Source organism: Pseudoalteromonas sp. T1lg10 (genome assembly GCF_002964545.1).
Taxonomy (GTDB): domain Bacteria; phylum Pseudomonadota; class Gammaproteobacteria; order Enterobacterales; family Alteromonadaceae; genus Pseudoalteromonas.
The window spans coordinates 412732-432639 of record NZ_PQBV01000004.1 but is presented as its reverse complement, the minus strand read 5'-3'; the positions used below and the strand labels follow the sequence as shown (position 1 = coordinate 432639).

At 49.2% G+C, this 19908-nt stretch carries 16 protein-coding genes and 1 pseudogene; 4 read left to right on the top strand and 13 right to left on the bottom strand.

The annotated features are described in order from the left end of the window. Window positions 1-192 precede the first annotated feature (192 nt). Window positions 193-1521, top strand: a complete 1329-nt coding sequence (locus C2M17_RS04360) for a mechanosensitive ion channel family protein (RefSeq protein WP_105199767.1) — start codon at window positions 193-195, stop codon at window positions 1519-1521. A 24-nt stretch (window positions 1522-1545) separates the two neighbouring features. Here C2M17_RS04360 and C2M17_RS04355 read toward each other — a convergent pair whose 3' ends face one another. The 5 genes from C2M17_RS04355 to C2M17_RS04330 all read right to left on the bottom strand — a co-directional run bounded on the left by C2M17_RS04355 (window position 1546) and on the right by C2M17_RS04330 (window position 6051). Continuing rightward, window positions 1546-2343 carry a hypothetical protein gene (locus C2M17_RS04355; RefSeq protein WP_158683973.1) on the bottom strand — a complete coding sequence of 266 codons (798 nt, stop codon included), beginning with the start codon at window positions 2341-2343 and terminating at the stop codon, window positions 1546-1548. A 115-nt stretch (window positions 2344-2458) separates the two neighbouring features. Continuing rightward, on the bottom strand, window positions 2459-2779 hold the full coding sequence (locus tag C2M17_RS04350) for a hypothetical protein (RefSeq protein ID WP_105199632.1): 321 nt from the start codon (window positions 2777-2779) through the stop codon (window positions 2459-2461). Between the two features lie 135 nt (window positions 2780-2914). Next, window positions 2915-4174, bottom strand: a complete 1260-nt coding sequence (locus tag C2M17_RS04345) for an outer membrane protein transport protein (protein WP_105199631.1) — start codon at window positions 4172-4174, stop codon at window positions 2915-2917. Window positions 4175-5010: 836 nt separating this feature from the next. Then, window positions 5011-5346, bottom strand: coding sequence for a ribonuclease E inhibitor RraB (rraB, locus tag C2M17_RS04335; protein ID WP_105199630.1), 336 nt, complete (start codon window positions 5344-5346; stop codon window positions 5011-5013). Continuing rightward, on the bottom strand, window positions 5347-6051 hold the full coding sequence (locus tag C2M17_RS04330; protein ID WP_105199766.1) for a 1-acylglycerol-3-phosphate O-acyltransferase: 705 nt from the start codon (window positions 6049-6051) through the stop codon (window positions 5347-5349). 316 nt (window positions 6052-6367) lie between these two features. Between C2M17_RS04330 and katG the strand changes: the two are divergent. After that, window positions 6368-8529 (top strand): annotated as a pseudogene (katG, locus tag C2M17_RS04325) (catalase/peroxidase HPI). A gap of 82 nt (window positions 8530-8611) precedes the next feature. Here the strand turns inward: katG and C2M17_RS04320 are convergent. From C2M17_RS04320 to nudF, 8 genes are all read right to left on the bottom strand, one after another. Further along, window positions 8612-9334 carry an NYN domain-containing protein gene (locus C2M17_RS04320; protein WP_105199629.1) on the bottom strand — a complete coding sequence of 241 codons (723 nt, stop codon included), beginning with the start codon at window positions 9332-9334 and terminating at the stop codon, window positions 8612-8614. Window positions 9335-9532: 198 nt separating this feature from the next. Continuing rightward, window positions 9533-11830: a DNA topoisomerase IV subunit A gene (gene parC / locus C2M17_RS04315; RefSeq protein ID WP_105199628.1), complete on the bottom strand. Its 2298-nt coding sequence runs from the start codon at window positions 11828-11830 to the stop codon at window positions 9533-9535. Between the two features lie 16 nt (window positions 11831-11846). Continuing rightward, window positions 11847-12941: a PQQ-dependent sugar dehydrogenase gene (locus C2M17_RS04310; RefSeq protein WP_105199627.1), complete on the bottom strand. Its 1095-nt coding sequence runs from the start codon at window positions 12939-12941 to the stop codon at window positions 11847-11849. 84 nt (window positions 12942-13025) lie between these two features. Further along, complete coding sequence (parE, locus tag C2M17_RS04305) at window positions 13026-14921, bottom strand: DNA topoisomerase IV subunit B (protein WP_105199626.1); 1896 nt, start codon at window positions 14919-14921, stop codon at window positions 13026-13028. A gap of 19 nt (window positions 14922-14940) precedes the next feature. Next, entirely contained in the window at window positions 14941-15510 is a 570-nt protein-coding gene (locus C2M17_RS04300; protein WP_105199625.1) for a YqiA/YcfP family alpha/beta fold hydrolase, read from the bottom strand. Then, window positions 15495-16271: a metallophosphoesterase gene (locus tag C2M17_RS04295; RefSeq protein ID WP_105199624.1), complete on the bottom strand. Its 777-nt coding sequence runs from the start codon at window positions 16269-16271 to the stop codon at window positions 15495-15497. Before C2M17_RS04295 ends, C2M17_RS04300 begins: the two co-directional genes overlap by 16 nt. Next, window positions 16258-16713, bottom strand: coding sequence for a DUF1249 domain-containing protein (locus C2M17_RS04290; RefSeq protein WP_105199623.1), 456 nt, complete (start codon window positions 16711-16713; stop codon window positions 16258-16260). The genes C2M17_RS04295 and C2M17_RS04290 overlap by 14 nt, the downstream gene beginning before the upstream one ends. Continuing rightward, entirely contained in the window at window positions 16710-17333 is a 624-nt protein-coding gene (gene nudF, locus C2M17_RS04285; protein WP_105199622.1) for an ADP-ribose diphosphatase, read from the bottom strand. Before nudF ends, C2M17_RS04290 begins: the two co-directional genes overlap by 4 nt. Before the next feature lie 183 nt (window positions 17334-17516). On the opposite strand from nudF, the gene tolC reads away from it, so the two are divergent. Then, complete coding sequence (gene tolC, locus C2M17_RS04280) at window positions 17517-18878, top strand: outer membrane channel protein TolC (protein ID WP_105199621.1); 1362 nt, start codon at window positions 17517-17519, stop codon at window positions 18876-18878. Between the two features lie 90 nt (window positions 18879-18968). Then, window positions 18969-19895 (top strand): LpxL/LpxP family Kdo(2)-lipid IV(A) lauroyl/palmitoleoyl acyltransferase, encoded by a 927-nt coding sequence (gene lpxL, locus C2M17_RS04275; RefSeq protein ID WP_105199620.1) that lies wholly within the window; start codon window positions 18969-18971, stop codon window positions 19893-19895. Window positions 19896-19908 lie beyond the last annotated feature (13 nt).

Below are 19908 nucleotides of genomic sequence, written 5' to 3'. Positions count from 1 at the left end.
TAAGCCGAAAAACGCGAGCCCAGCTCGCGTTTTTTTATGGGCGAAGAAAAAGCTATTTCGCTTCTTGTTTTTTATTTTTACGGTTTGTCATTTTAGAGCTGAATTATTGGCTTATAGTTACTATCAAAGTGCATTGATTGATAAAGTAAAATAAATATGGCGGCAACAAAAGATACTGCGAACATCTTGAACATGACGACCGAGCCCCTGACTCAGACAATGAATGAGTATTTTGTTGTCGCACAGGACGCGCTCACCAGCACGGGTTTCCTGATCCAGTTATCTATAGTTCTAACCATCTATTTGTGCTCCTTTCTCATCGCCGCCAAGCTCCGCAGAAAGGTCACGCCCGTAAAAGAGCCCTCGGCAAGCCCAAGCCATGCATTGGAATTTGTAGTTAATAAACTACTGGCGGTGGTCTTTCCCATGCTCGCCATTTCATTTCTAACGCTGTCCTTACTCCTAGGGGAGCAATATGAGATTGATACCTGGTTAATCAATGCAGTGTTAATTATCGCCGTGCTGCTGTTTTTAAACACTGTTATTCGCGCCGTAGTAGACGGCGAACATATTGCCGCCTTTATGCGCTGGGTGGTGCTCCCCCTGGTGTTCCTGCATCTGGTAGGGATACTCCCGCATATTATCGCCGTGCTGGAAACAATCGCCATTACAGTAGGTAATGTTGAGGTGTCTTTTTATGGCATAGGCCGGGTATTGGTGTTTGGCGTGATCCTGTTTTGGCTCGGCAAGGCCTTTAGAATGACGGGCAAGAAGCTGATACGTAATCAAAAAAAGTTGGATGTCACCACCAAGGAAGTCTTCACCAAGGTGTTTGAAGTCGCCCTCTTCTGTGTTGGTTTTCTGCTGCTGCTCAACATTATGGGTATCAACCTTACGGCACTTGCGGTATTCGGGGGCGCCTTGGGTGTGGGCCTGGGGTTGGGCCTGCAAACGATTGCCTCAAATTTCATTTCCGGCATTATTATCCTGGTGGATCGCTCATTAACCATAGGCGACTTTATAGAACTAGAAGACGGCAGCAAGGGGTTTGTACGCGAGTTTCGCATGCGTTATACGGTGTTAGAAACCTATGACGGCAAAGACATACTGGTGCCCAATGAAAAGTTTATCAATTCCCTGATGACCAACTGGACCCACAAGGACCCCAAGCAGCGCTACCGCATTGATTTTAGTGTCGCCTATAAAACCGATATCAGGGCCATGTGCGAGATAATCAAAGAAGCCGTTGCCGAGCACCCTCAGGTTATCAGCGGCGAGGATATCCCCTTTGAAGAGCGTCCCGATTGTGAAATCGACTCATTCGGAGATTTTGGTGTGAATATGTTCGTCGAGTTCTGGATGTTCGGCATAGATGACGGCAAAAACCGTGTCGGTGGTGACCTGCTGCTGATCGTCTTTGAAACACTGCGAGAGCACAATATCGAGATCCCATTTCCACAAAGAGAAGTGCGCATACTCGACGACAACGCGCCGTCGATAAGAAATACAACGCCGAAATAAAGTACGTGCTGTGAGAACTTAATTTTACCTTATCACTCCTTGGGTGTTTCCAGGTAAAAACATAACGCGGCTTTCATATTGACCGTTTTCTTGCATCAATTGTTGAATAAATAAATTTCCGATCAAAGAGTTATCTGCGGAGAAGAAATCTTTGCTGAATCCATTCCAAGATTCATCTTCCGAGTAGGTGACACTAAAAGCACATATTGAATCACTGCATGCAATGTCACTGCTGTTGATACCTGGATAATTTGCTTGGTTGCTGTAGAGGCTCTCATTGAGCTTTTGTTCTGCGAGGTAACTTTCTGGTTTGTTTTTATTTAGAGATAGTTTCTCCAAAAAAGTAGGGAAATCATTTGCTCTCAAAACCCAGGATATTTGTTGCGCCTTAGCATTACCTGTATTTTTATCGAAAATATGCTCTTGAATATCTAGACCTGGAATCAGAATGCATTGATTTTCAGGCGATAATTCTTCACATAATTCTTTTTTTATATCCGCAGGCTTATGACTCTGTGCAGTTTCTTTGTGACGAGTTTCGACAGTTGAGTCAGCTTGCGTATTATCCGTTAAGACGCTGGATTTTGATTGCTCATTTTTGATATCAATAGCTGTGCTGGGGCTTTCTAATAATGCAGGCTCTGATGACCTCTGGCCCAGAACATAAGCGCCAAATAAAGCTAACATCAAGGCTAAAATAACTAAATTTTTTATCATTTTTATTTCCCTAATAAAGCTCAAAAATGAGCCTTCCTTTTTATCTTCTTGACTGGATTTTTTATTCTTACATTTAATTATGCGGAAATTGAATTGTTCTAACACATCCCCACAACAATCTACATTAAATCGCAGTACATTTCCCCATGGCATTAACTTTTTGTATCGGCACAAAAAAACGCGAGCCTAAGCTCGCGTTCTTGTTATCCCATCTAAAATCTTAGTGACCTAGGATTGAAACAATTTCTCGGGTATTTTTAATTAAGCGAATAATGCGGTTATCCACTTCAATTGAAATAACACCATCATGGCCATGGGTATCGATCACTCGACCACGGCGATAAATATCATAATCAAGAATGTCACCCTGGCGATATTTTTTGTGCCAACCCGGAGGCAATGAGCCGCCATTATCGACTTTCTTTTGCAGACCAGGTGGTAGAGAGCCTTTGCCTTTACCCTTGTCATGATGTTCTTTGGCGTTCGCCATTCCCGTCACTAGGCTAAGGCCGATTACGGCAACACATAAGTAGGTCTTCATACCAATATCCCTTTTATTTTTTTTTAGCCTAACAATGTTTAATGAACAGACCATGAAGCGCCAAGCCAGAAGAACGGCTCCCATAAAAAAAGCCAAGCAAATGCTTGGCTTTTCGTATCAGAGTTTCAACAAGGCTTAGAAGCTGTAGTTGTACTGAGCACCGAATAGGTAGGCATTACCTTCGGATTCAAAGCCCCATTGCTGACCAAGCGAATCGCTCTCAACAAAGTCCTGTTTCTTACCACGGATAATGCTGGCGCCCAAGTCAACACTTGAAGCTTCATCCAGCTGCCACTCGGCGCCGAATGAGAACCAGAAACGGTCTGTATCCGGGATAGAAATAGACAGGTGCTGTTGTGATACAGGTGACTCGTCAAAGGCTAAACCGGCACGCAATTTCCACTGCTCATTTAGCTGGTAATCGCCACCTACAGAAACACGAATTGAATCGGAGAAGTCTTCCTGCTTAGCAAACACAGGCTGATCAATGCCTGGTACAAAGGCTTCCAGCTTGTCGAAGCTGCTCCAGCCGGTCCATACCATACTGTAGTGCAGGCCGTATTCTTCGGTTAGTTGGTGTGAACCGGATAACTCGGCGATCGCCGGCAAAGTTAGCTCTAGTGAGCCAGGTAGGCTCTGCCCTGCTAAAGCACCAGGATAACCAATTGGCAACTGATTGCTATATTCGCCGTCAAAGGTCAAGTCGGTTTCGCTACGGTAATGGAAACCTAAGCGGTTATTTTCATCCAGGCTGTAAGCCACACCCAGGTTCCAACCAAAACCTGTGTCATCACCCTCAAGGTGCGCCGCTTCAAGGCTGGCATAATCGCCAGCAACATTTCCCGCGGTACGCTTAACCTTAGCATCGGCATAAATATGGTTGACGCCCAGGGCCAGGGTCCAGGCCTCATCAAGCTGATAAGCAACTGATACATTGGTGTTAATGGTCACGATTTCGGTTTCACCGGCAATTTGACCGGCGGCATAATCTTCAGCAAACTCGGTAGACAGGCCGAAGTTTGAGAATACGCCAAAGCCCAAGCTAACCTTCTCGTTCAGCGGCATAGTAAAGTAGCCCGCCGGGATCACTGCGCTTGGAGCGATACTGCTGTCATCAAGTACATCGGCGTCAAGGCCATTGTTGGTGCTTTCACCTTCAAGGCTTACGTCCGGCTTTACATACATGGCGGCAATGCTTAGCTGCGCCTTATCGAACTGCGACATAAGCGCTGGGTTGCGAGCAACCACAGAAGCGTCATCTGCAACCGCCGCTTCACCGGCGTAGGCACGGCCCAGGCCTGATACATTCTGCTCTGCCAACTGGAAGGCAGCGGCAAAAGATTCAGTTGATAATAGCGCCAATGATGCCGCTAAAAGGGTCTTTTTAAATTGCATACTTCATTCTCATTGTTATTTATTTAACCGGCACACAGTACATTATTCAATGATAAAAATCTGTTAATTATGGTTAACAACGCGTAATTTAGGTGCGTAATTGAGCATTTTTGCAACCAAATTAACACTGGTATGTCCTCACAAATACCACTTGATAACAATTCTCATTTGTATTGACTAAATAAACCAAGGGGTTACACTGATGCCATGATCAATTTCCCGAGCTGACTATGCCTTACGTTATTGCCCTTATCGGCGCGGCCTTTTTATTATGCACCATCGGCGTCTATGCCTTTTTATGCGCCAGTTATTGTGCTTGCACGCTCCACGGACAAAGCGATAACCCCATAGGCAGGTATTGGCTGCTAGCCATGCTGAGTCAGCTAGCTAGTTTAGGGTGTTGTGTCCTGGCTCTACATAGCCACTTAGGATCTCTGTTGTGGTTTTCTCTGGTCGCCTGTTGCTTAGCTGGCGCCTGGCTTAGGGTTAAGCTGAAAACTCGACTGAGTGCGCGGATAAAAGCCCAAGTTAAGGCCATTTATACGCCAAGGACTTCTGAAGTTTATAGAAAAGAATTGGCACAAGGACATCGGCTGATGTTATAGGCGAGGTGTAGGTCGATGCTCTGCGTCGACAAAATGAGGTGATGTGCCCTTTTGTCGGGATAAACCCCGACCTACAACGGCCTGTAGGTCGGTGCTCTGCGCCGACAAGGAGAGATGATGTGCCCTTTTGTCGGCTGTAGGTCGATGCTCTGCGTCGACAAATTTAACCAATTTTATTCCTTTGTCGGCCTAAAGGCCGACCTACAATAGAGAAAAGTGGCTAAACCACCTTTACTCTTGGAAGTAGGTGCCCCAGCCATCGTATTCGACCTGGTTTTGCTCGGCGATGGCCGCCAGCTTATCTACGTCTTCCATGATAGCATCTGTGTTAAGTTCACACTCAACCACTACATCAAAGCCCCAAATGGTACCGCCTTCTTCAAGTTCCAGCTCAGCCGGCTCTTCTACATCATAACCCAGTTTAAAGGCGGCCAAGGCGGCATTCTCCAGCGAGGCAAAGTCTTCACACACAAAGTGGTGCTCAACTTCATACAGGAGTTCAGGGTTGGAGCCGTCTTCAAGTAGAGACTCAACAATTTCTTCGCTTATTTCGCGCCAGTTTTCCATTTAGTTTCTCTCATTTAATTGTGTCAGCGTTTCGTTCATCACCTCATGGAAGTGATCGGCATATTGGCGAACACTCATGGATGCGTCTAACAGCTGTGGTGCTAACATTTTGATGTAGATAGTACCATTATCCCAGCGGTTTAACTTAATACATTTATGGGTATCACTCATCACCACGGGGATCACAGGAATATTGGCATTGGCGGCGGTATGAAAAGCGCCAGTTTTAAAGGGCAGCAGGCCACGACCATAGCTGCGTGTGCCTTCGGGAAACATCCACAGAGACAAACCGCCCTTTTTAAGCTTTTCCGTAGTCTTAGTAATGGTCGCCATGGCTTTTTTACGGTTACCACGGTCGATAAGGATATTGCCCGAGAGCCAGTACAGCTGACCAAAGAAGGGGATCCACTTGAGGCTCTTTTTACCCAAGCTTACCGTATTGCGCTGCAAAGCCCCCGGCAAGAAGAAAATATCATAGTTATTTTGATGGTTGGCGATATACACAGCCGGCTCGCCACTGATGATGGACTCGTCTTTTTCGATCACTAGTTTAACGCCAAATATACGTGACATCGACGCATACCAACTACCTATCACCCGCACGTTATCACCATGAAACGGACGCACCAGGCACAACAAAAAACCTGCAATAAAACTACAAGGAATAAATACAGCAATCACCAACAAGCGTAACAATGCCAGCACAATTAACTCCAACTTTCGAGATTGGCCGGCATTATACATAGGCTGATTTATTTTAGCGAACACTTGTACGCCGCTTTTTATTATCTCGCTGCAGCCAATATACCCAGGGCCCATATTACCTTAGCGCCTTTGTAAACATAGCACAGGCCGGCCCTGGTCGCTGCCTATACATGACTGCTTAGGTTGCAGTTTTTATTGGTTAATATCCCACCTTTAGCACCTCAATTGGCTACACTTGAGTAATTACACTTTCTTGCTTCATCTATGACCGCTGTTGGATGTTGTCCAGATTTTGATTACTAAAAAGGAACCCAAAATGACTAAGTGTCCCGTAATGCACGGCGGTCTGACCCATAACGCCGAGGCCAACACAGCTTGGTGGCCAACTACCCTCAATCTCGACATACTTCACCAGCACGATGGTAAATCCAACCCCTATGGCAAGGACTTCGACTACGGCGCAGAGTTTTTAAAGCTGGATCTCGAAGCGGTCAAGCAAGACCTTAAAGCCCTTATGGTCCATAGCCAGCCTTGGTGGCCGGCAGATTGGGGACATTATGGCGGCTTGATGATCCGCATGGCCTGGCATGCGGCTGGCACTTACCGCATTGCCGATGGCCGTGGCGGCGCCGGCACAGGCAATCAACGCTTTGCCCCACTTAATTCCTGGCCGGATAACACCAACCTCGACAAGGCCCGGCGTCTGCTCTGGCCTATTAAGAGAAATACGGCAACCGTTTATCCTGGGCCGACTTGATCATTCTTGCCGGCAATATGGCCTATGAGTCCATGGGCTTAAAAACCTTTGGTTTTGCCGGCGGTCGCGAAGATATCTGGCACCCGGAAAAAGACGTCTATTGGGGCGCAGAAAAGGAATGGCTGGCGCCAAGTGATGCACGCTACCAAGATGTTGCTCAGCCCGAGACCATGGAAAACCCCTTAGCGGCGGTACAAATGGGGCTTATCTATGTCAATCCCGAAGGGGTCAACGGCCAGCCGGATCCGCTGAAAACCGCGGCACAAGTGCGTGAAACCTTCGCCCGCATGGCCATGAATGATGAAGAAACCGCGGCGCTTACCGTAGGTGGCCACACCGTAGGTAAGGCGCATGGTAACGGCGATGCCAACCAATTAGGGCCCGAGCCCGAAGCCGCCGATATCAGCGAACAAGGACTAGGTTGGAATAACCATACTCAGCGCGGTATCGGTGCCGATACGGTCACCTCGGGCTTGGAAGGCGCCTGGACCAGCCACCCTACCCGTTGGGACAACGGCTATTGTTATTTGCTGTTGAACTATGAGTGGGAGTCGAAAAAAAGCCCGGCCGGCGCCTGGCAGTGGGAACCTATCAATATTAAAGAAGAAGACAAACCCGTCGATGCCGAAGACCCCAGCATTCGCCACAACCCGATTATGACAGACGCGGATATGGCGATGAAGATGGACCCCAGTTATCGTCAGATCATTGAGCGCTTCGCCAAGGACTTTGACTACTTCAGCCAGGTTTTCGCTCGCGCCTGGTTTAAGCTAACACACAGGGATCTCGGCCCCAAAGCCCGTTATTTAGGCGCCGATGTGCCCCATGAGGATCTGATCTGGCAAGATCCCATCCCCGCGGTGAATTACATTCTTAGCAATCATGAAATAGATGAGCTTAAGGTCAAGCTGCTCGATTGTGGTATCAGTCACAGCGACTTGATCACCACCGCCTGGGACAGCGCCCGCACCTATCGCGGCTCAGACCATCGCGGCGGCGCCAACGGTGCCCGCATTCGCTTAGCACCACAAAAGCATTGGCCGGGCAACGAGCCGGCACGCCTTGAGCGTGTTCTAGAAGCACTGGAAAAATTACAAAAAGAGCTGAGTAAACCCATCAGTCTGGCTGATTTAATCGTGCTTGGCGGCTGTGCAGCGGTGGAGCAAGCAGCCCATGCCGCTGGCGTTGCCACCAGCGTGCCCTTCTCGCCGGGTCGCGGCGATGCAAGTATTGAAATGACGGACGTAGAGTCCTTTGCGCCCTTAGAGCCCATAGCCGATGGCTTTCGCAACTGGTTAAAACAGGACTATGCGGTGTCCGCCGAGGAGCTGCTGCTCGACCGTGCCCAACTTATGGGCCTGACGGCACCACAAATGACGGCGCTGGTCGGCGGTATGCGCGTACTCGGCGCCAACTACGGCGGCAGCGAACATGGCGTCTTTACCAGCAGCGTGGGCGTTTTAAGCAATGACTTCTTTGTTCACCTCACCGATATGGCCTATCGTTGGCAGCCGCGCAGCGACGGCCTTTACGATCTGGTTGACCGCGAAACCGAGGTAGCCAAATGGACGGCGACCCGGGTCGATTTGATCTTTGGCTCCAACTCGGTGCTGCGCGCCTACGCGGAGTTTTACGCTCAGGACGATAACAAACACCGCTTTGTGCACGATTTTATCAAGGCCTGGTGCCAGGTAATGGATGCAGACCGCTTTGATTTGTGAGGTGTTTGCTTAGGCTTTTGTATAGGCATAAAAAGAGGGTCTAGAGAGTGAGGCCCTCTTCTTACCTAAGTGGCTAGCAAGATTATCTGCTTAAACTAGCTTTGGTTATTAGCTTGAACTCTAGACCTGCAGACTTTCTACTTCTTGTTTCATAACGATTTGGAAAATAATCAAAAAAATCAGAAAGTTTTCCTAAAGAGTAGTTTCTGGGGTCAAAGTCTGGTTTTAGCCGTTTTATATAACTACCAACTTCGCCAAGTTTTGCCCAACCTGACTCGTCCCGATAATTTTGCCAAGCGTGGTGCATTAATTGCCAAAGCTCTTTATCAACTTCGTTATTTATAGGTTTTTTCTGAGACTTAAGAACGGTATCAGGCTCTAAGTTTTCTATGCTGACAAAATCATCACAAGCATTTTTAAATGAGATTGGTGTGGTTGACTTCCCCACTCCAATAACTTGGATTTCAGCCTCTCTCAAACGCGTTGCTAAACTTGTAAAATCACTATCACTGGAGACTAAAGCAAAAGCGTCAAAGCGATCGCTATACAACAAGTCCATCGCATCGATAATCATTAACGCATCCGTAGAATTCTTACCTGTTGTATATGAAAACTGCTGTCTGGGCTGAATCGCCAATTCATTTAGAGGTTTCTTCCAGTTTTTAAGCTGGTCGCTAGAAAAGTCTCCAAAGGCTCTTTTCACGACAATTTGCCCATAGCTTGATAGCTCATTGATCACCAAGTTAAGTTTGCAATGTTGAGTATTTTCAGAGTCTATTAAAACGGCAATTCTCTTATTTTCCATAACGATAAATGAAATCCTTTCTACTACTAGATAACAAAAACTCGTTCCAATATATGCCTCAATAATAAAGAACTCAAGCCATGTTAATTATATTAATGAGGACAAAACAAACCATTTACCGGTTCATATCATGAAACACCTTAAAGAATTCAGGATAATAAATATCGCCAATAAAAAAGAGGGCTACTGCCCTCTTTTTTATTCTTCCGTGGCTTCCACCACTTCCGGCTCTGTTGTATTGCCTGTGAGCTCTATTTCACAGCCATCTACTCTTTGTAAACCTCGGGGCAGTTTATTACCTCGGCGGCCTCGCTCACCATGATAGTGCTCTAAATCGCTTGGTTTTAGCGTCAGCTTGCGCTTACCGGCGAGCAGGGTCACGCTAGCCCCCTCGGGCACCACGGCCAGCAATTTCACAAATTCCTCACGGGCCTGTACCTTGGCGCTTGGGATGGAAATAATCTTATTGCCCTTACCCTTGGCCAGCTTAGGAAGATCCCTTAGTGGGAACAACAGCATGCGACCCTCGCTGGATATCGCCATACAATAGTCGCTGGCAATATTGCCGACGGCTATAGGCTGCAGCAGTAAACCACCTTTAGGAATGCTTACCAGGGCCTTACCGTTTTTGTTTTTACTGACCAGATCGTTAAATTCGGCGACAAAACCATAACCGGCATCGCTGGCCATCAGCAGCATCTGCTCGTTATCGGCCATGACAGCATGCTCAAGAGTTGCCCCTGCGGCAATATTAAAGCGCCCGGTCATGGGCTCACCCTGACTGCGCGCGGACGGCAGACTGTGGGCGTCAGTGGCAAAGGCGCGACCGCTGGAGTCAAGGAACACCGCGGGCTGGTTACTCCTGCCCTTGGCGCTGGCCTTAAATTTATCGCCGGAGCGATAACTCAAGCCTTCGGCATCTACATCATGGCCCTTGGCCACACGGGCCCAGCCTTTTTCAGAAAGCACCACGGTTACCGACTCGGAAGGAATAAGATCCTTCTCGCTCAGCGCCTTGGCTTCTTCACGCTCAACCACGGGCGAGCGACGTTCGTCACCGTACAGCTCTGCCGCTTCCTGAATTTCTTTTTTCATCAGCGTCGACATGCGGCGCTCCGAGCCCAAGGTCAGCTCTAATTTGTCACGCTCTTTGGCCAGCTCATCCTGCTCACCACGGATTTTCATTTCTTCTAGCTTGGCCAAATGACGAAGTTTTAAGTCTAAAATGGCTTCGGCTTGCGTTTCCGTTAACGCAAAACGCTCCATTAATACCGGCTTAGGCTCATCCTCGTTACGGATAATGGCGATCACTTCATCAATATTGAGGAAGGCAATCATCAAACCTTCAAGTATATGCAGACGCGCCAAGACCTTATCGAGGCGATACTGAAGACGGCGACGCACGGTATCACGGCGGAACTCTAGCCACTCAGCCAAGATGCTGCGCAAGTCTTTAACCTGAGGACGACCATCCAGGCCTATCATATTGAGGTTAACGCGATAGTTTTTCTCAAGATCCGTGGTCGCGAACAGATGCGCCATCAGCGGCTCGACCTTGATGCGATTCGAACGCGGCACCACGACTATGCGGGTCGGGTTTTCATGATCCGACTCGTCGCGTAAATCCGCCACCATGGGCAGCTTTTTCGCCGTCATCTGATTGGCGATTTGCTCCAACACCTTGGCACCCGAACACTGATGCGGCAGCGCGGTGATCACTACCTCGCCTTGCTCCACATGGTACTTGGCACGCATTTTTAGCGAACCACGACCTGTGGTGTACATCTTCTCGATGTCCGCTTGCGGGGTAATAATTTCCGCTTCGGTGGGATAATCCGGCGCCTTCACCAGCTGTAACAGCTCGGCTAATTCGGCTTTTGGTTTATCAAGCAATAGACAACAGGCCTCAGCCAACTCACGCACATTATGAGGGGGAATATCCGTGGCCATACCAACGGCGATACCTGTCACCCCGTTCAATAGAATGTGCGGTAAACGAGCCGGTAACACCTGGGGCTCTTTCATGGTGCCGTCAAAGTTCGGCGTCCAGTCTACCGTGCCCTGGCCTAGCTCTTTAAGCAGCACCTCGGAGAATTTAGACAAACGCGCTTCGGTATAACGCATGGCGGCGAAGGACTTGGGATCGTCCGCTGCACCCCAGTTACCCTGACCATCTACCAGTGGGTAGCGGTAAGAAAACGGCTGTGCCATCAATACCATGGCTTCATAACAGGCGCTATCACCATGAGGGTGATACTTACCTAAAACGTCACCCACGGTACGGGCAGATTTCTTATATTTTGCCGCCGCAGACAAGCCCAGTTCGCTCATCGCATAAACGATACGGCGCTGTACCGGCTTCAGGCCATCGCCAATATGCGGCAAGGCACGGTCCATGATCACGTACATGGAATAGTTAAGGTAAGCGTCTTCGGTAAAACGCCCCATAGTAAGCTGCTCTATGCCTTGTTGTGACAAGGTCGTTGTTTGTGTCATTGCTCGTTATCCAAACTTACTTTTTATTATATTGCACACGGTAGATGGCATTGGCGTAATCGTCGGAGACCAGCAGGCTGCCATCGGGCATTTGCACCATGGCCACCGGGCGACCATAGGTTTGCTCATTTTCCATAAAGCCGGTGATAAATGGCGTATATCCGGTCACCTTATCACCCTCAATAGTGGCGACCATCACTCGGTAACCCGCTTTTTTACTGCGATTCCACGAGCCGTGCTCGGCCACAAATAACTGGTTTTTAAATTTGGCCGGGAACTGCTCACCGGTGTAGAAATGAATGCCCAACGGCGCCACATGGGCACCCAAATTAAGGGCCGGCTGCACATAATCGCTCATGTTTTTGCCCTTGCCGAATTCAGGATCGGCAATGGTGCCACCGTGAAAATACGGGAAGCCAAAATGTTGTCCGGGCTCGGTGAGCACATTGATCTCACAGGGCGGGATATCATCGCCCATCATGTCGCGGCCATTGTCACTAAACCAGAGGTTACCGGTTGTCGGGTGGTAATCAAAACCCACCGAATTACGTACGCCCTTGGCGATGGTGGTCACTTCTTTGCTCTTTAAGTCCAGCGAATAAAGCAAACCAAATTCCGGGTCTTCGGCGCAGACATTACAAGGCACACCAACCGGAATGATTAAATCACCCTGGGGGGAAAAGCGAATAAATTTCCAGCCATGATGGCGTTTATTGGGAAGCTGGTCGAATACCACTTCCATTTCGGCCTTATCCAGCTTGGTGTCTATGTCTTTAAAGCGCACGATGCGCTCCACTTCGGCGACATATAAATCGCCGTCCTTAAAGGCAATGCCTGAAGGTAAATTCAAGCCCTTGGCTATCAATACCTGGCGCTCCGCCCGACCATCTTTATCCGCATCGATTAACGCGTGTACCTTGCCGGCTTTGCGCGAGCCCGCATAGACGATGCCGCTATCTGATAACGCCAGCTGACGGGCATTATCTACGTTTAAGGCATATGGCTTGATACTAAAGCCTTCGGGGAGCGATAGGCGCTCGGTAATGTCCGTGGCCTGGGCACTGCTCACAAAGGCCAAACCCATTAGCGTGCTTAAAATTTTCTTACCCATGGAAACCTCTCTCTGTTTATTGGCGCCGCAGCACGGCGCCCAGATTGCTGTTATCTACAGTTAAACTTCTTACTGTTCGACTTTTTACAGTTCTACTTCGGCCTTGTCGCCATGGTTTTCCAACCACTGGCGGCGATCGCCTGAGCGCTTTTTCGCCAACAGCATGTCCATTACTTCTTCGGTCTGCTCCGGCTCGTCCAAGGTTAACTGCACCAAGCGACGGGTATTGGGATCCATGGTTGTTTCACGAAGTTGCAACGGGTTCATTTCACCCAAACCTTTAAAGCGCTGCACGTTCACCTTGCCGCGCTTTTTCTCTGCTTCGATACGATCCAGGATCCCGGTTTTTTCATCTTCATCAAGGGCATAGAAGACCTCTTTACCCACATCAATTCGATACAGCGGTGGCATGGCCACATACACATGGCCCTGGCGCACCAGAGATGGGAAATGCTTTACAAACAGCGCACACAGCAAGGTGGCGATATGCAGTCCGTCGGAGTCCGCATCGGCCAAAATACACACCTTGCCATAGCGCAGCGAGCTTAAGTCTTCACTGTCTGGATCTATACCCAGAGCTACGGAAATATCATGCACCTCTTGGGATGCCAGTATCTGTCCCGACTCCACTTCCCAGGTGTTCAGTATCTTACCGCGCAGCGGCATGATCGCCTGAAAGTCTCTATCACGAGCCTGTTTAGCGGAGCCGCCCGCCGAGTCACCTTCCACTAGGAAGATCTCGGTGCGCTCTATCTCGCTGCTGCTACAGTCGGTGAGCTTACCCGGTAATGCCGGTCCCTGGGTGACCTTTTTACGCACCACTTTTTTCGCCGCGCGCATACGGCGCTGGGCATTACTGATGCATAGCTCGGCCAAGAGCTCGGCCACGTCTGTATGTTCGTTCAACCACAGGCTAAAGGAGTCTTTTACCACGCCGGAAACAAAGGCCGCACATTGGCGCGACGATAGTTTTTCTTTGGTTTGCCCAGCAAATTGTGGGTCCTGCATCTTAACCGACAACACGTAGGAACACTTATCCCAGATATCTTCCGGAGTTAGGCGTACGCCTCGTGGTAAAAGGTTACGAAACTCACAAAACTCGCGCATGGCCTCAAGCAGACCCTGGCGCAAACCATTAACATGAGTACCGCCCTGAGCGGTGGGGATCAGGTTTACATAACTTTCGGTAATAGACTCACCGCCTTCCGGCAGCCAGAGCAAGGCCCAGTCTACCCCTTCTGTATTACCGCTGAATTCGCCGGTAAAGGGCTGTTGTGGCAGGGTTTCATAGCCCTTTGTGGCGTCCTTGATATAGTCCTGAAGGCCGGCCTCGTAGAACCACTCTTGAGTTTCCTTGGTTTGCTTATTAATAAAGCGAATGCGCAGACCCGGGCACAGTACCGCCTTGGCCTTAAGCACATGGTTTAATTTGGTCAGTGAGAAGTTGGCCGAGTCGAAATAAGAGGCGTCGGGCCAAAAGCGCACTGAAGTGCCGGTATTGCGCTTACCCACTGTGCCCGTCACTTGCAGGTCTTGTACCTTATCACCATTGGCAAAGGCAATATCATACACCTGGCCATCGCGGCGCACCGTGACTTCAACTCGGGTCGATAAGGCGTTCACCACGGAAATACCCACACCGTGCAAACCACCGGAGAACTGGTAGTTTTTATTGGAGAATTTACCACCGGCGTGCAACTTGGTGAGGATCAGCTCAACCCCGGGGATCCCTTCTTCCGGGTGAATATCAACCGGCATACCCCGGCCATCATCGATAACCTCAAGGGAATTATCTTCATGGAGGATCACATCCACCTTACTGGCATGGCCGGCCAGGGCTTCATCGACACTGTTGTCGATCACTTCTTGGCCCAGGTGATTAGGACGGGTGGTATCTGTATACATGCCCGGACGGCGTTTTACCGGATCCAGACCATTTAATACTTCAATTGCTTCGGCGTTATAGTTCTGCTGGCTCATATTTTTATTCGTTAACAGCCTATGTGGTTAGGGTGATATTTAAGAATCGCGTAATGGCGCCAAAATAGCGCTCAAATCCTACAAAGCGGTGCTCGCCGCCGGGTTCAACAACCTGTTGGCAGGCTTGGTAGTAGTCTACGGCCTGCCTATAGGGTAACACTTCATCACCTTGTTGTTGTAACAAAAACAATAGCTCGGGGGAAGTTAATTGCTCTAAATAAAGTTCGTCCAGCGCGTGTAAGTGTGTTTTATCCAACTGGTAGTGATAATCCTGATAAGGATTGTATTGCGGCCCTAAATACTCACTAAACCGACGCGCCGGGTGCACCGCAGGATTGACCACCACCGCAGGCAAGCCATGAGTTTGCGATAAGTAGGTGGCATAAAAGCCGCCCAAGGAGCTGCCAATTAAGGCGGTGTCTTGATCAAGATGCTCTTCAAGCTGAGCGATGGCAGTTCTTGGGTCGTGACTTAAACGTGGCACCAGATATTGTCCGGACCAGGTCGCCAGATATTCGCCTAATTGCATCGCCTTTTGCGACAGCTCCGAGCTATTGAAGCCATGGATATAGATTAATTTGCTAGCCATACTACCTGAGTCTTAAGTAATCCATCCTGCGCCACCCGCAGACGGCGATAGGCCGGGCCCATGCTTTGTTGCTGCCAGTCCTGGGTGTGCTTGGTAAATTGAATCGACGTGGCCGGTGTGCCGTATATGGTCACCCCTTCATAAACGCGCTCATACTCGTTATGGGCATGGCCGTGCAACAGGGCCTGAACCTGAGGATACTCGCTGAGTAACTCCAACAGTTGAGCGCCATTTTCCAGGATATGTTTGTCGATATAACCGCGCACCGGCAAGGGATGATGGTGACCGATTAAAATATGCGGGGCGTCGCTCTCGGCCAGCGTTTCTTTAATCTCTTGCAGGTGCGACTTGCTCACCCACCCCGCTGGCGTGGTGCCCTTGGTATTGATCAAAAGCAGTTGGGCGTAAGGGTGATTTATACGCTTACAGGCCTGGATTTGCCCTTGGCTTATGGTGTGCAAATGGGTTAATTCATCGTGATTGCCGGGCACCCAGAATACCGGGCAGGTCAGTGGGCTCTGTGCCACCAGTTCGGCAAACAATTGATACGACTCAGGCGTGTGGTCCTGAGTAAGGTCGCCACCAAAGACCACAAAATCAAATTCCTCTTCGGCCATGGCCGCCAGGGTTTTCGTCAGATGCTCGGCGCAATTGACATTAAAGTATTCACCGTTTTTATCGGCAAACACATGGCTGTCGGTAAAGTGACCGAAATGCAGCGGCTTGGCCGCGCTGATAAGATGTTCTTTAAACCAGATCACTGCCACAATCCCAATCCAATACCGCTTCGCCGTGCGAAATACAAAATGTCAGCCAGTCGTGTAAAAACGCATTGACCTGATACTTTTCATCTTTTTGATGCATGTTTGCATTGGGGTAGCCATAGGTCGGCTTAATGCGGCTGTGGTAATCCGGGTGCACCACTTCGGCCACCCGGGCATCGTGATAGATGCGCACATTCATCGGCGGCGTAAACATACCGGCGATAGCGCCACGCACCTGAGTAATACAAATATCCGTGGTGTACTTAGCCGTCTGCTCTATGTCCACTTGGTAGCGCTCATGACGAATATCCAACAAGCGCGACGCACCCCGGCTTTGCTGCTCGGGGAGTATACGCAGCACATTGGCATAATTGCGCTCACATAGAGTGAGATACTTGGGTAATGATTGTATATACCCGGCTTTTCTTTGTACCGTCACGGTTTATTCCACTGCTCTAATATACGTTGCTCATTCAGTGCCAGCCATTGCAGGCTGATCACGGTCGCGGCGTTATCTATTTCACCACTGCTTAAGCGGGCCAGGGCGTCATCCAGGTCCAACACATGCACCTTGATATCTTCGCCCTCATGATCCAAACCGAAAATTCCGCCGGCTTCACTAAGATCTGTTTGCGCCAAATATAAATACAGGCGCTCGCTGGTGCCTCCTGGGCTGGATAAATACGAGAGCATAAATTCCAGTTCGCCAAGCTCCAGTCCGGCTTCTTCCTGTGCTTCTTTGCGCACCACGGCTTGATAATCTTCGCTGCCATCGGCCATGCCGGCAATACATTCGAGTAACCAGGGGCTGTCTTTACTGTTCATGGCGGCGATACGGATCTGCTCAACCAATAGCACCTGACGACTGCGGGGATCATAGGGTAAGACCGCCACCGCATGACCCCGTTCAAATATTTCCCGCTCTATGGTATCGCTGCGACCGCCGGCAAAGAGGGCATGGTTAAATCGGTACTTATCCACTTTAAAGAAGCCATCGAAGACTCTTTCGGTGCTTTCAATCTGCACGTCCTGGTTTTTAAAACTACTGATTTTATTCATATAAAACAGACCGATTACGTTAAGTCACAAAAACAAGAATAAACGATACCGTTTACCCTTCCTCAAAATATAAATTCTGTTACACTTAAGCATATATTATTTACGCTTTTGCTTTTCAATATCGTGCCCAAACACGATAACATGCAGATAATTCGCAATATATTCCTAAGGACTGTACTGATAATGAAAAAGACACTGTTAACGACATTGCTAGCGCTTAGCTTTAGCTCTTACAGTCATGCTGAAGACCTGCTCCAGGTTTATCAAATTGCTCTTGAAAATGATCCCGTGGTTCTTAAAGCCAAGGCCAATGCCGAAGCGCAACAGCATAACACAGACCGTGCCTTAAGCGCCTTGTTGCCGCAAGTCGACTTCTCTATGGGCTACAGCAAGACCGACAGTGACGGTTACGATATCGACACAGATTCGGGCCAGTTAATGTCTCTTGATACCGAGCGCGATACTTTTTCTCGTCAGATCAGCCTTAACCAAGCCATTTTCAATTTGAATGCATGGCGTTCATTGGATATCGCCGACAAGCAAGCGCTGCAACAGCAAACCGTTTACGACCTGGCACAACAAGCCCTGATCGTGCGTGTATCGCAAGGCTACTTTAATGTGCTTAGCGCCATCGATACCCTTGAGTTTGTGCAAGCGGAAAAACGCGCCATTGAGCGTCAGTTAGAGCAAACCAAGCAACGTTTTGCCGTGGGTCTTACGGCTATTACCGATGTCCACGAAGCACAGGCACAGTTTGATAACTCGGTAGCCCGTGAAATCGTCGCCACCAATGATGTGGAAACAGCCCGTGAGCAACTGCGTGAAATCACAGGTAAATACCATGCCAAGTTGGATACGCTAGACACAGAGACCTTCTCGACCGTAAAGCCAACCAAGCAAAACATCGATTTCGTTGAGCTGGCCAAGCAAAACAACTTAGAGTTACAAGTGTCTAAGGCCACAGTTGATATCGCCAAGCAGCAGATCGATCTGGCGCAAGCCGGTCACTATCCAACACTGTTTTTGAACGCGTCTTACGGCGATTCATTAACCGATACTGAGATCAACACCATGGGCACCACCTTTAACCGTGATCATGTGCCCCGTGAAGATCAAACCACCGTTGGCCTAAGCTTTAACTTACCGCTTTACTCGGGTGGTGCCACAGTTGCATCAACCAAGCAAGCGCGTTCTCTGTACGTGGCCGCCAGCGAAGACCTAGAAGCGACACTACGTGCCGTAACCCGCTCGACTATTACCTCATATAATCAGGTAGTATCGGATATCGCCACCTACAAGGCCCTTGAGCAAGCGGTGATCTCGGCGGAAAGTGCGTTGCAAGCAACCGAAGCCGGTTTCGAAGTAGGTACGCGTACCATAGTCGACGTACTGGTAAGCACCCAGAACCTTTACAACGCCAAGCGTAACCTGGCCAACGTGCGTTATCGCTATGTGGTATCAACCCTGGCGCTGAAACAAGCGGCAGGTACCTTGACGGCGCAAGACTTAGAAGCCATCAATCAGGGCTTAAAAGCACAAAACTAAGCCAATAAACAAAGCCAGCCTCAGCGCTGGCTTTGTTTTATCAATTTAACGTATACTGAGCGCCATTCGTCATGATAAATATCAACGCTTGTGGTTAATAAAACATCCTTCCAACTGGCTTTTTTTGCCCCAAAATACTGGCCTAGCTGGCTATCCGTTTTCTTACTTTATACCCTCAGTTGGTTACCCCAATCCTGGCAACTGGCATTAGGACGCGCACTCGGCCGCCTGGTTTATCGCTTGATGAAAAAACGCCGCAAAATCGCCGAAGTAAACATCGCTCTGTGCTACCCGGAGCTAAACACCGAGCAACGAGCCAAGCTGGTGCTTAAAAACATGGAAAACACCGGTATGGCCATATTTGAAAGCGCCATGGCCTGGTGGTGGCCAGATTGGCGGATCAAGCGCGTGTTCGGCTCTGTCACTGGGTTAGAACATGTTGATACCGCCCAGCAGCAAGGTAAAGGGGTATTATTATTGGTGCCGCACATGCTGCACCTAGAAATGGCTTCACGCATCATGGGTGTAAAACGTCGAGGCATTGGCTTTTATCGTCCTCATAACAACGCCCTGATGGATTACTTCACCACCAAGGGCCGTTTGCGTTCCAACGAATATCTGGTGGGCAAACGTGACGTGAAAAGCCTGCTCAAGGCGCTCAAGGATAGAAAGTTCTGTTACTACCTGCCGGACCAGGATTATGGCCGCAAGCGCAGCGTCTTTGCACCATTTTTTGCCGTACCCGATGCAGCCAGCACCACGGGGACGCTGATTTTCGCCTCCAGCCGCTATTGTCAAACGCTCAGCATCAGCACTCGCCGTGACGACCAAGGTAAATATCATTTAGCTGTACAACCTGCGCTTGAGAATTTTCCAAGCGGCGATGAGGTGGCCGATGTCACAGCGGTCAATCAACGTATGGAAGAGGCTATTAATAAAGCGCCTGAGCAGTATATGTGGCTGCATAGACGCTTTAAGACGCGACCTGATGAGAACGCGCCCTCATATTACCGCTAACGATTAAACATAA